This is a genomic window from Thermococcus sp. 5-4 (genome assembly GCF_002197185.1).
GTDB lineage: Archaea > Methanobacteriota_B > Thermococci > Thermococcales > Thermococcaceae > Thermococcus > Thermococcus radiotolerans.
In genome coordinates this window covers 1,410,079-1,422,545 of sequence record NZ_CP021848.1, presented here as the reverse complement: position 1 = coordinate 1,422,545, position 12,467 = coordinate 1,410,079, and the positions used below count along the sequence as shown (strand labels likewise).

The window sequence follows — 12,467 nt, the reverse complement described above, 5'->3', positions numbered from 1 at the left end:
TGCAATCAATCAGACAGAAACGAGATTTAGGGCCAGGACCGTGCACAGGCCGATTGACCTATCAAATGCCCAGCCCCCCTTTCAGAGGCAGAAACCTCGGGCTGTTGGGAGCGGCAGACTGAACGGGTCGGTTTCCCTTCCCGCTTACATCCCCGCCCCATCAAACGGGTCTTCTTCCCGAGCCCTCGTCCCAGGCAAAGGACCGGTCGCCCGACCCCCTGCGCCTGGGAGTGGGTGCCTATTTTCGGGGACCGCTTCGGCCTTAGATGCTTTCAGGCCTTATCGGACGCGGCGTAGCTGCCCGGCTGTGCCCTGTAGGACAACCGGTAGACCAGAGGCCGCGGCTCCCTGTTCCTCTCGTACTGGGGGAGCCTTCCCCTCAGGCACCCAGCACCTCCGGTAGATAGCATCCGACCTGTCTCACGACGGTCTAAACCCAGCTCACGTTCCCCTTTAATGGGTGAACACCCCCACCCTTGGCCCCTGCTGCAGGACCAGGATGGGAAGAGCCGACAGCGAGGTAGCAAGCCTCGGGGTCGATATGGGCTCTCGCCCGAGACGACTCTGTTATCCCCAGGGTAGCTTTTCTGTCATCCCTGGCCCCCACCGGGGAGGCACAGGGGTTCGCTAGGCCACGCTTTCGCGGCTGGACCCGCCTCTGTTACGGGTCCAGTCAGGCCGGCTTTTGCCCTTGCACTCTACGGCGGATTCCTGACCCGCCTGAGCCGACCTTAGGGCACCCTCGATACCTTTTCGAGGGTGTGCCGCCCCAGCCAAACTGCCCACCTACCGCTGTCCCCCCGTCGGGGGTTAGCCGTACGGCAGAGGGTGGGCGGTGTCTCATGGACGGCTCCACCCGCCCCGGAGGACGGGCTTCGACGCCTCCCGCCTACGCTGCGCACCCCCCGCCGTACGGCAACGGCAGGCTGCAGTAAAGCTCCATGGGGTCTTCGCTTCCCACCGGAGGTCCCAGGCATATGCGCCTGGCAGTGGTTTCGCCGGGCCCCAGCCGGGGACAGTGGGGACCTCGTTACGCCATTCATGCAGGTCGGCATTTAACCGACAAGGAATTTCGCTACCTTAAGAGGGTTATAGTTACCCCCGCCGTTTACCGGTGCTTCACCCGGTTGGACCCGGGCTTCACATACCGGCACTGGGCAGGCGTCGGCCCCAGTACAAACCCTTTCGGGCTAGCTGGGACCTGTGTTTTTACTAAACAGTCGGGCCCCCCTAGTCACTGCGACCTGCGGGTTACGCACCCGCAGGCACCCCTTCTCCCGAAGTTACGGGGCCAATTTGCCGAGTTCCCTCGGCTGGGTTTCCCCCGACACGCCTTAGGCTTCTCACCCAGGGGCACCGGTGTCGGTTCTCGGTACGGTCGCGGTGGATCGTTCCCAGAGGGCTTTTCACGGGCCCCAGGGATCGGCGGAACCCCCCTTACGGGAGGCCATTCGCGCTTTCATCCGGTTCTCGCCATTACGGCACTCCCCGGACTTATACGCTTAGCCGGCCTTGTGGACCGGTCCGCCTACCCCGAGGCGTCACCCTCTGGGCTTGCGTTGCCGCACCTACCACCGCGGTACGGGAATATAAACCCGTTTCCCTTTCGCCAGCGCCGAGTTACGGGCTGGCTTAGGACCGACTAACCCACGGCTGACGAACATTGCCGTGGAACCCTGGCCCCTTCGGCGGCCGGGATTCTCACCCGGCTATGCTGCTACTCCCGGCAGGATCCACAATACCGACGGGTCCACCGGACCTTACGGCCCGGCTTCCACCCCACCGGCACGCCCGCCTACCCGATCACGGACCAATCGGTCCGTGCGCCGGGGTCTCGGCAGCCGGCTTAAGCCCCGTCCATTTTCGGGGCCCCTGACCTCGACGGGTGAGCTGTTACGCACTCTTTAAAGGATGGCTGCTTCTAAGCCTACCTCCCCGCTGTCTAAGGCCAGGGACACCCTTTGGAGTAACACTTAGCCGGCATTTAGGGGCCTTAACCCCGGTCTGGGTTGTTCCCCTCTCGGTTGACGGCTTACACCGTCACCCTACTCCGGCCATCTACGGCGGCAGTGGGTTCGGAGTTTGACAGGGAGCCGGGGGATTTCTCCCCCTAAACCCCCAATCAGTGCTCTACCCCACCACCTACCTCCGGCCGGGCTATCCTGAGGGATAATTCGGCGGGAACCAGCTATCGCCGGCCTCGATTGGCCTTTCACCCCTAGCCCGAGGTCACGGGAGCGAATTGCACGTCAGCATCCCTATCGGGCCTCCATCCCTCTGTTGAGGGACTTCACCCTGCCCCGGGCTAGATCGACCGGCTTCGGGTCTCATCCGAGCGACTCCGGGCGCTTTCACACCCCGTCCCTCACCCTTACGGGCTGCGGACCTGTCGGTTTCCCTGTGGCTTCGGGGGTGAACCCCTTAACCTCGCCGCTCGGATGAACTCCCTGCCCCGTGATCCAAGACGGACGGTGCAACCCCGGTCGCCTCCCCTCGTACTCCACGGTCGCCCGTGTTTCCTTCGGGGAGGGTCAACCCTTTCGGGCCGCACCCACCTATCGCCGCCTGGTTTCAGGCTCTTTTCACCCCCTGCCAGGGGTGCTTTTCAGCTTTCCCTCACGGTACTAGTTCGCTATCGGTCTCGGGACGTATTTAGGGTTGGGAGCCGATGCCTCCCAGCTTCCCGCCGGATATCCGACCGACGGTACTCAGGAACCCTGCAGGAGCCTGAGGGCTTACGCCTACGGGGCTTTCACCCTCTACGGCGCCACGTTCCAGTGGACTTCGGCTTCACCCTCGAGGCTCCGATGCAGGGCCCTACTACACCACATCCCGCCGGGGTTTCCCCCAACGGTTCAGTTTGCCCTGTGCCGCTTTCGGTCGCCCCTACTAACGGCATCGCTTTTGCTTTCTTTTCCTGCGGGTACTAAGATGTTTCAATTCCCCGCGTTCCCCCTCCCGACTGGGAGTGCGGCAAGAGCCGCAGGAGGTCCCATTCGGGAATCCCCGGTTCGACGGCTGCCTGCGCCTCGCCGGGGCTTATCGCAGCTTGCCACGCCCTTCGTCGGCGCCCCGAGCCGAGCCATCCACCAGGCGGCTTAGGTTTTCTGCCCCCTACTCAGGGGGCTGGACATTTTTTGGGTCAATCGGCCTGTGCACGGTCCTCATCGTGACCCCTGTTCGGGGCCTAGGACCCTTCCACCCCAAGCAGAGCTTGGGATGTGCACCTCTTCGTGGTGGACCGGCCGGGATTCGAACCCGGGGCCTTCGGCTTGCAAAGCCGACGCTCTCCCAGGCTGAGCTACCGGCCCACGGATGGCAGGCCCGACATCCCTTAGACCCCCCGGACGGATTTTCCGGCGATAGGAGGTGATCGAGCCGTAGGTTCCCCTACGGCTACCTTGTTACGACTTCTCCCCCCTCACGGAGCCCAGACTCGACCCGACCTCCCCGAAGGGAGATCAGGCCTCATCCAGACCCCGCTCGGGTGGAGTGACGGGCGGTGTGTGCAAGGAGCAGGGACGTATTCGCCGCGCGATGATGACACGCGGGTACTAGGGATTCCAGCTTCACGCGGGCGAGTTGCAGCCCGCGATCCGAACTGGGGGCGGGTTTAGGGGATTCCCTTCCCCTTTCGGGGTCGGATCCCATTGTCCCGCCCATTGTAGCGCGCGTGTAGCCCGGGGGTTTCGGGGCATACTGACCTACCGTCGCCCGCTCCTTCCTCCGGCTTATCGCCGGCGGTCCCCCCAGAGTGCCTCCTCCCCAACGGGGAGGACTGGCAACTGGGGGCGCGGGTCTCGCTCGTTACCACACTTAAGTGGACGCCTCACGGTACGAGCTGACGGCGGCCATGCACCTCCTCTCGGCGTGTCCGGCAAGACCTTCAGCCTGGCCTTCATCCTGCCGTCGCCCCCGGTGAGGTTCCCGGCGTTGAATCCAATTAAACCGCACGCTCCACCCCTTGTAGTGCTCCCCCGCCAATTCCTTTAAGTTTCAGCCTTGCGGCCGTACTCCCCAGGCGGCGGGCTTAACGGCTTCCCTTCGGCACCGGACGAGCTCGAAGCTCGTCCGACACCTAGCCCGCATCCTTTACAGCCAGGACTACCCGGGTATCTAATCCGGTTCGCTCCCCTGGCCTTCGTCCCTCACCGTCGGACCCGTTCCAGCCGGGCGCCTTCGCCACTGGCGGTCCCCCTGGGATTATAGGATTTCACCCCTACCCCAGGGGTACCCCCGGCCTCTCCCGGTCCCAAGGCCTGCAGTATCCCCAGCAAGCCCCACGGTTGAGCCGTGGGATTTCGCCAGGGACTTACAGGCCCGGCTACGGACGCTTTAGGCCCAATAATAGCGGCCACCACTCGGGCCGCCGGTATTACCGCGGCGGCTGCCACCGGCCTTGCCCAGCCCTTATTCCCGGAGCTTTTTACACTCCGGAAAAGCCGTGGCGATGCCACGGCACTGGGGGTCCCCCCGTCGCGGTTGCCCGCATTGCGGAGGTTTCGCGCCTGCTGCGCCCCGTAGGGCCTGGACCCGTGTCTCAGTGTCCATCTCCGGGCTCCCACTCTCATGGCCCGTACCGATCTTCGGCTTGGTGGGCCGTTACCCCACCAACTACCTAATCGGCCGCCGGCCCATCCTCGGGCGGGCAAAGCCCCTTTCGGCCTGAGGACCTTCCAGTACCTCAGGCCTATGGGGGATTAGCCCCAGTTTCCCGGGGTTATCCCCCTCCCGAGGGTAGGTTACCGACGTGTTACTGAGCCGTCCGCCGGTGCGCGCAAGGCGCCCCATGACTCGCATGGCTTAGTCGGACCCCCATAGCAGTGGCCTCCGGCAGGATCAACCGGAATTGAGCAAGGAGTACGGCCGGTGGGACTTCCCTCAGGGGGAAGTACCAAATATCCGTCCGGGGTTTAGTCGGGATGTCGGGCCTGCCTTACCCCCGAGGGGTCCGCCTTTCGGCGTTTCCTCGGGAGCGCACATTGCTGTGCCCATGGTTGGAGGGCGGGGTTCATACTGGGTGCTTTGCACCCGTTCCCCCCGACGCCGCCGTCTTGGCACCTGGGCTTTGTCGCGCCCTGTTCGGGCGCTCCACCCAATAGGGGTGAACCCCCACAGTGAAAAATTTTTGCAAAACCCTTTCCAGGCCATATTTTTGAAAAAGAAGCTGTCAAAAAGCGCTGATAAAATGCACAATTTTAGACATAAAAACGGCAAAAAATTTTTGCAAAGTCAGAGGAGGAAAAAGACGAGGAGCAGAAAACCGGAGACCACAGGAACAACGACGCCCATGTTGACTGCATCATCATGACTTAGCCCGAGACCCCTTCCCGTTGCCCACCCAACGTAGCCACCGAGTGCCACCATCGGAAGGGAGACCATGAACAGCAACCAGCGTCCCCCAAGCGGTATCAACCTGTCCACGAAGAGGACGAAATCAAGAGAGGCCAGGAGCGTCATGAGGATGAATCCGATGGTATAGAGAACAACCCTCTTCATCAACGTCACCATCCGCAAGCTCTCGGTATGGTCATGTAGAACACCAAAACCGAGAGGAGACCGGCCAGGAGGGCAAGCTTTCTGGCGTCCCCTTCCTCCACACCAATAGAGATGAGGAGGCGCTTCGTCAGTGGGAGGAGAACTATGAGCGAGGGAACTATGGAGAAGCCGTCTGCGAAGGGAATCACCGAACCCCGGCCGCCAACCACGAGGAAAGAAACCACCATGAGAAGCCCGGCTCCAAAAAACGTCAGAAAGGTCAAGAGGGCAGCGAGGGAAGACGCCCTGGCCATCGCCCCGCCTCACAGCTTCAGTATCTCGGGCACAACGCTTATCTTCGAGACCGGCGTGGGTATCGTGTTGGTGACCGCCAGCTCGTCGACTGCGTTGCTCACCTTTTCTATGGCCCCCTCGGCGAAGACACCGTGAGTGGCCGCGACGAAGACCTTCTCGGCCCCCATGTCCCTGAGCAGGTTTGCCGCCCTTATCATGGTCCCGCCGGTGCTTATGATGTCATCAACTATGAGCACGTTCTTTCCCTTAACATCCACATCCACCGGCTTCATCTGAACCTCGGTCGGAGAAATGCGGACCTTGTGGAAGTGGCTGTACTCAAGGCCAAGCCTCTCGGCAACAGCCTTGGCCCTCATCAGCGCTCCCTTGTCGGGGGCGAGAACGACGCCCTCTCCGAGCTTCTCCCGGAAGTAGTCCGCAATGACCCGGGCGGGCGAAAGGTTGACGGCCTTCCCCGGGAAGAACCTTAGGGTCTCTGGATTGTGGAGGTCGAAGACGTAGAGTTCGTCGTAGTAAACGGCGAGGGTTCTCATCACCGCCCTCACGCTCACCGGCTCGCCGTCCTTCGTGACCCTGTCCTGTCTCGAGTAGGCAAGGTACGGAACGACCGCCCTGAGCTTCTGAACTCCCCTCTCGCGCAGAGCATCCGCCATGAGGATCAGCTCAATCAGATGCTCGTCCTGTGGGGCGAACGTTGACTGCACGACCGTGACGTCTTTCGAGGAGCCCATGATTCTGACGTACTTCTCACCATCGGGGAACCTCTTTATCTCAGCATCGAGGACCTCGCCGCCCAGGGCCTTTATCTCATCCTCCAGATGCCTGGCACCGCTTCCAACTACGAACATGAGCACCACCCCTTTTTGCCGTTGGAATGTTCAATTCACGGCTTATAAACCCACCGTCATACCAGAAGGACGGCAATAATCCCCGCGAGGAATATGCCGTCGAAGGTCCCCGCGCCGCCTATACTCACCATCGGCGCTCCGAGGTTCTTGATCCTGTTCCAGTTCATCAGGTCGGCCCCTATGAGGACTCCCATCGTTCCGCTGACGTAGGCCACGAGGTTGGGGTTTCCGTCGCCGAGGAGCCAGCCGAGGATTATGGCTATCAGGGGCGGGAGGAAGATGGGCATCGCTATGCCGAGACCCCTGACGGGTCTGGCAAAGGCGTGGCTGAAAAGGGCCGCTACGAGGGTCGCCAGGATGGTGTTGAAGAGCAGCCCGAATTGACCGAAGTAGAGGAGCCTGAAGATTTCGTACAGAACGATGCTGAGGGGAACCAGCGCCCCGCCGACGTTTATCGCTATTATCACCCTCTTCTCAGCCCAGTCGAAGTAGGGGACGGGATAGGAGATGCCGAAGAAGCGAACCTCCCTAAGGGTGACGATGGGCTCATACGAGACCTCCTCCGCTATGGGGATGTTGATGAAGCTCCCGAGGAGGGCGAAGAGGAAGAGGGCGTAGGCCACCTCGGGGGGTATTCCGAGCTTCTCAAAGGCGGCCATGACTATGCTCGAGAAGACTATGAAAACCGCCAGGAAGATGAAGAACATCAGAAGGAGAACCGGAAGCGAAACGGGTGGGATTATGAAGCGCCTCTTATTCATCCTCCACCACCACGTTGGCCCAGACCTGGGCGCCTCTGGGGATGCGGACCCTCCTCGGTCCATCGAACTTCTTCGCGTTGCGGAAGACCCAGGCGTAGAGGGGCTTGCCTCTGGAGTATTCCCGCAGGAATTCCACGTCAACGAGGTGCTTGTCCCCGTGTTGGGCCAGCTCCTCCGGGGTAAACGGACCGAGGACGTCAACGAGTTCTGCACTGCCAACCGCCCTGCCGCCGCTGAGAATAAGAACCTCCCCCCTAACCCTCGTCCGAGATTTCCTAATCTCCCAGACCTTCTTTCCTTCCGCTATGAGGGTTGCGAAGGGTTCGCGAACTATCAGACCCTTTCTGAAGTTTGAATTCCCGGCGCACATCAGTATGGTGACGAAAGCGAAGTATATAAAATCTACGCCGGGCTTTCGGAAGCTAACCGGGCGAGTTTCCAAAAAGAACCGCCAATGAAAAACTTTAAGTCCACCTCACCGAACCCATTGGAGGAGGTATCACCGATGAAGATTATCTGGTACGGACACGCGTGCTTTTGGGTCGAGACGAATGGTGTGAGACTGCTCATCGACCCGTACCCTGAGGTTGACGACGACAAAATCGGGGAAGTGGACTACATACTGATAACCCACGAACACGTTGACCACTACGGAAAGGTCGAGCTGCTCTCAAGGCTCCGCGACGCGACCGTCATAGGGCCGAAGCCGGTCTACATGATGGCCATCAGCGACGGGGTAACGAAGGTAAAGGAGATAGAGGAAGGCCAGACGATAGAGCTCGGGAACGGCGTTAAGGTCACCGCCGTCTACATGGAGCACCCCTCGAGCCAGTACCCTGTCGGCTACATCATAGAGGGCGACAAGACCCTCTTCCACACCGGAGATACCTATTCAACGCCGACCCTCCAGAAGCTCAGGGGAAAGATAGACGTGCTCATGGTGCCCATCAGCGGCCGCTCAACCGCCAACGAGCGCGAGGCGGCGCAGATAATCGAGGACATAAGACCGAAGATCGTCATCCCGATGCACTACGGCATCTACGGCACGGGAAGCGTCGAAAAACTCCAGGACGAGCTGAAGAAGAAGCGCATATGGGTCATGGTTCGCCCCATGGAGCTCTACGAAGAGCTCACCCTCTAGCGGTGGGGCTGATGCTCACCACGGGGGTAAAATCACTCGACGAGCTTCTCGGCGGCGGAATAGCCGAGGAGGTACTGACCCAGATTTACGGGAGCTTCGCCACCGGAAAGACGACGCTCGCCGTGCAGGTCGGCCTCCTGAGTCCCGGAAAGGTTGCCTACGTCGACACCGAGGGGGGCTTTTCTCCCGAGAGACTGAGCCAAATGGCCGAGGTGAGGGGTTTAGACCCCGAGGAGGCGCTCCAGAGGTTCATCCTCTTCACGCCATCGGACTTCAAGGAGCAGAGGCGCACCATCGGAAGCTTGAAGAAAATCGTTGACGGGTCTTTTTCCCTCGTGGTCGTTGACTCCATAACGGCCCACTACCGCGTAGAGGAGCACAGAAGGAACCTCACCGCTGAACTCGGTAAACAGCTCCAGGTTCTCCTCTGGATAGCCAGGAGAAACCGCATTCCGGTGATAGTTATCAACCAGGTCCACTTCGACAGCCGGGCGGAGAGGATGAAGCCCGTTGCCGAGCACACCCTCAACTACCGGACCAAGGACATCCTCAGGCTCGACAAGCTCAACACGCCCGGAATGAGGGTGGCCGTGCTCGAGAGACACAGGTTCAGGCCCGAGGGGGGAATGGTCTACTTCAGGATAACGGAGAAAGGTATCGAGGAAGCCCTGAGCGGTGAAGAAGGGGAGTAAACAGAAAAGGAACTAAACCCTCTCGTAGACCTCCTGAACTATTCTGAGAACCGCCTTGTAGAGCTTCTCGGTAATGATGCCCTCCTCATAGTGCTCGGTCAGCTTCTCCTTGTCTATTATCTCCTTCTTGCCGTCCGGCCACTTGACGATGTCCACCTCGAGGTCGATGTAGCGCGCCCTGTCCGGGTATATCTCCACCGGCGTGTTGATGTTGTAGTACTCGCCCTTGAGGTTGCCGTTGCGGTCGTAGTAGCGGTGCACGAACCACCACTTTCCGGACTCTATCTCAGTTATGACGTAGTCCCCGAACTCTATGGGAATGTCCAGGCCGTCGTAGAACTTGCCGGGCTTGAGGTGGCGCTTGAAGGTTATCTTCAGCGGATTCATAGAAACCTCGGTTATCTCACCGGGCCCTATCTTTATCCTCTGCCCGTCGGGCTTGTAGTGCTCAAGGCTGAAGAGCCACCCCCTCTTGGGCCCCTTGTTGGTTATCAGAGCCTCCCAGAAGCCCGTCTTCACCTTTTCCCTCTGGCCGGGAACCTTCGAAAGGATTCCCTCCGCTATCTCCACCGCGAAGCTCAGCTCGGGATCGTAGGCCTTCAGCTGGTGGTGGCCCTCAACGGTCGGAACGACTTTGTTCCTTATCTCGTCGAGCTTTCTCTTTGCGCCCCCACCGAACTCAACCTCGTATATGTTCCTCCCCTCGATTATGAGGGAGGGGGCCGTGTAGGAGTCCGCCTTCTTGAGCCGGTCAGCAAGCTTGGAGAGGTTTATTATCTCGTCCCGGAGGGTGTTCCAGTCTTTATAAGCTGCAGCCGTCCTCCAGAGGATTCCCCACTCACCCAGGTCTATGCTGAGGCCGAGGATGCGAAGCCTTTCGCGCTCACTCTGCTCCCTTATCTTTCTGGATATCTTGACGTGCCTCTGCGCCCCTATCGGCTTCGGGATGAGAACCGCGTAGTCGCCCGGAATCGTCAGCGTGACGCTCAGCTGGGGAAGGAGGTTGTGCTTCTTAACCTGAACGAGAACCTCATCGCCCTCCATCGCGCGCGGCAGTTCGCTGGCGACCACGGTTCCGATGGCGCTTCCGATGTCTATGTAGACGTAGCGCTCGTCCTTCTTGACTACCATTCCCTTGTAGATTCCGTAGAGCTGGTAGGGGAGCTTCCTAAAGAAAACGTCTATGAGCTCGTCCTCAAGGGCAGCCTTAACCTCCTCAACCTTCGTTCCAACGAGGATTACCCCGTGGTGGTCCTTCTTGTCGTAAACATCAACATCAAACTCGTCGTAGGTCTTTTCGAGGTTGAAGCGCTCGACGATCCTGTTGCTGGGCTGCGAGATTCCGAAGCCCCTGTCGAGGAAGAGCTTTGTAAGGGCCGTGCTGTAGATGCCCCTAACTCGAACTGAAACTCCTGTGTCTGTAGACACCTTCACCACCCCTCATCTTCTTTTCCACCACTCCGATGAGCGTGAGTCCCTCGAGTATATCCTCGGCGTCCTCGACGCCGCTGAGTTTCTCAACGTTTCTCGCCTCGACCCAGAGCAGTCCCCTGGAGTGCCAGTCTCTCAGCGCCTCTTCAACCTTATGCACATCACCGGGATGAGTGTAAAGCCTGAGCAGGAAAACCTTTAAGATTCCAAGCTCGGCCTCAAGTTTCTTAACTTTCCTGAGCTCCTCCATTATACCAACGGGTACCTTTTTCTCCTTTTCGCCCCCGGCCAAAAGGCTCAGCCCCTCGACCTCCCGGAGCATCTCGCCCAGTGCCTTTCTAACTGCATAGTCGTAAACCCTGTGGAACTGGACGAGCCGGTCCAGGGCCGTTGAGAGCTTTATCCTGGTGTCGTAGTCGTGCTCCTTGACTAGGAGAGAGAGTATCTCCTCAAGGCGGAACTTCATCTGGTACTCGTTGCGGTACAGTTCCTTCGCCTGCTCCTCTATGTGGCCGCCGAAGCTCCCCATCTCACGGTACAGAGATGACGCTATCTCAAGCTTCTCCCTCGATATGTTGTACAGGGACTTCACCTTCTCCAGAAGAGCCTCTCCGTCCCGTTCCTCGTAGATGGTTGGAAACTGCCGCTCAAAAGTGGAGTGAAGCGACTCAAGATGTGAAAGTTGGGCCTTAACCTCCTCAACGTTCATGCGGAAAACCCCCTGGGCTTAATCTTGCGCCTCCCCCTACTTGTAGTTTTCGATGGGAATGAGTTAAACAAAAACGCTTATCCAAAACCTTTTTTTAAGCCAAAAAACTAATCACCCCGGTGGTTGAATGACCCTCTACGACCGCTTTGGCCGGCCAGTAACGAACCTCAGGATTTCGCTCACCCAGGACTGCAACTTCCGCTGCTTCTTCTGCCACAGGGAGGGGCAGCACTTCAACGCGAGGCTCGAACTGACACCTGGAGAGATAGAGAGAATCGTGAGGATAGCCTCGCGCCTTGGAATAAGGAAGGTCAAGCTTACCGGCGGTGAGCCAACCGTAAGGGAAGATATAATCGAGATAGTCGGGCGAATCAAGCCGTACGTGGTGGACCTCTCCATGACGACCAACGGAAGTCGCTTAAAGGAGCTGGCAAAGCCCCTCGCAAAAGCCGGCCTCGACAGGGTTAACGTCTCGCTCCACAGCCTGAGGCCGGAGGTTTACAGGAGAATCACCGGCGTTGACATGCTCGACGTCGTTATCGAGGGAATCGAGGAGGCCGTGAAGTACCTCAGTCCCGTGAAGCTCAACATGACGGTGATGAAGGGCCTAAACGACGACGAGATATGGGACATGGTGGACTTTGCGGCGAAGACCGGGACGATCCTCCAGCTCATAGAACTCGAAGCCCCGAGGGAGTTCACGGAGACGAGATTCTTCAGGAAGTACTTCTACCCCCTCAAACCGGTTGAAAAGAAGCTCGAGGAGATGGCGGTGGAGACCAGGGAGAGACGGATGCACAGGCGGAAGAAGTACTTCATCCCGACCGACTACGGCATCGCCGAGGTTGAGGTCGTCAGGGCGATGCACAACACGGTCTTCTGCGCCAACTGCACCCGCCTAAGGGTCACCTCCGACGGCAAGTTCAAGACCTGCCTGCTGAGGAAGAACGACCTGATAGACTTCGCCACTGCTCTGAGGAACGGGGCGAGCGATGCCGAACTCGTCGAGATATTCAAACAGGCCGTTCTCATGCGCGAGCCCTACTGGAGGTAAGCGTTTTTAAGCCCCTTTCCCAACTCCTCCCGGTGAGA

General features: G+C 59.5%; 10 protein-coding genes, 1 tRNA gene and 2 rRNA genes. 3 read left to right on the top strand and 10 right to left on the bottom strand.

All coding sequences use genetic code 11. From position 1 onward, the window contains the following. Window positions 1-84 precede the first annotated feature (84 nt). From CDI07_RS07855 to CDI07_RS07820, 8 genes are all read right to left on the bottom strand, one after another. Window positions 85-3,114: ribosomal RNA gene (locus tag CDI07_RS07855) — 23S ribosomal RNA — on the bottom strand. Window positions 3,115-3,234: 120 nt separating this feature from the next. Next, window positions 3,235-3,311: transfer RNA gene (locus tag CDI07_RS07850), tRNA-Ala, on the bottom strand. A gap of 53 nt (window positions 3,312-3,364) precedes the next feature. After that, window positions 3,365-4,850 (bottom strand): 16S ribosomal RNA (locus tag CDI07_RS07845). The 16S and 23S rRNA genes sit together here with 1 tRNA gene alongside, the layout of an rRNA operon. Before the next feature lie 382 nt (window positions 4,851-5,232). Next, window positions 5,233-5,508: a hypothetical protein gene (locus CDI07_RS07840; RefSeq protein ID WP_168169247.1), complete on the bottom strand. Its 276-nt coding sequence runs from the start codon at window positions 5,506-5,508 to the stop codon at window positions 5,233-5,235. Continuing rightward, window positions 5,505-5,792, bottom strand: a complete 288-nt coding sequence (locus CDI07_RS07835) for a hypothetical protein (protein WP_088181089.1) — start codon at window positions 5,790-5,792, stop codon at window positions 5,505-5,507. Before CDI07_RS07835 ends, CDI07_RS07840 begins: the two co-directional genes overlap by 4 nt. A 9-nt stretch (window positions 5,793-5,801) precedes the next feature. Continuing rightward, window positions 5,802-6,641 carry a ribose-phosphate diphosphokinase gene (locus CDI07_RS07830; RefSeq protein ID WP_088181088.1) on the bottom strand — a complete coding sequence of 280 codons (840 nt, stop codon included), beginning with the start codon at window positions 6,639-6,641 and terminating at the stop codon, window positions 5,802-5,804. Window positions 6,642-6,697: 56 nt separating this feature from the next. After that, window positions 6,698-7,402, bottom strand: a complete 705-nt coding sequence (locus CDI07_RS07825; protein ID WP_088181087.1) for a DUF1614 domain-containing protein — start codon at window positions 7,400-7,402, stop codon at window positions 6,698-6,700. Continuing rightward, the gene (locus CDI07_RS07820; protein ID WP_088181571.1) at window positions 7,395-7,772 is read right to left on the bottom strand and encodes an ASCH domain-containing protein; all 378 of its coding nucleotides are present in this window, start codon (window positions 7,770-7,772) and stop codon (window positions 7,395-7,397) included. The genes CDI07_RS07825 and CDI07_RS07820 overlap by 8 nt, the downstream gene beginning before the upstream one ends. A 135-nt stretch (window positions 7,773-7,907) precedes the next feature. Here CDI07_RS07820 and CDI07_RS07815 point away from each other — a divergent pair, with 135 nt between their 5' ends. Both CDI07_RS07815 and radB read left to right on the top strand, forming a co-directional pair. After that, window positions 7,908-8,543, top strand: coding sequence for an MBL fold metallo-hydrolase (locus tag CDI07_RS07815; protein ID WP_088181086.1), 636 nt, complete (start codon window positions 7,908-7,910; stop codon window positions 8,541-8,543). A gap of 11 nt (window positions 8,544-8,554) precedes the next feature. Beyond that, window positions 8,555-9,235: a DNA repair and recombination protein RadB gene (gene radB, locus CDI07_RS07810; protein ID WP_088181085.1), complete on the top strand. Its 681-nt coding sequence runs from the start codon at window positions 8,555-8,557 to the stop codon at window positions 9,233-9,235. Window positions 9,236-9,247: 12 nt separating this feature from the next. Here the strand turns inward: radB and CDI07_RS07805 are convergent, their stop codons facing one another. Then, on the bottom strand, window positions 9,248-10,663 hold the full coding sequence (locus tag CDI07_RS07805) for a ribonuclease E/G (RefSeq protein ID WP_088181084.1): 1,416 nt from the start codon (window positions 10,661-10,663) through the stop codon (window positions 9,248-9,250). Beyond that, on the bottom strand, window positions 10,629-11,375 hold the full coding sequence (locus CDI07_RS07800) for a hypothetical protein (RefSeq protein ID WP_088181083.1): 747 nt from the start codon (window positions 11,373-11,375) through the stop codon (window positions 10,629-10,631). The genes CDI07_RS07805 and CDI07_RS07800 overlap by 35 nt, the downstream gene beginning before the upstream one ends. 127 nt (window positions 11,376-11,502) lie before the next feature. Here CDI07_RS07800 and moaA point away from each other — a divergent pair, with 127 nt between their 5' ends. Beyond that, window positions 11,503-12,429 (top strand): GTP 3',8-cyclase MoaA, encoded by a 927-nt coding sequence (moaA, locus tag CDI07_RS07795; protein ID WP_088181082.1) that lies wholly within the window; start codon window positions 11,503-11,505, stop codon window positions 12,427-12,429. The last annotated feature ends 38 nt before the right edge of the window (window positions 12,430-12,467 follow it).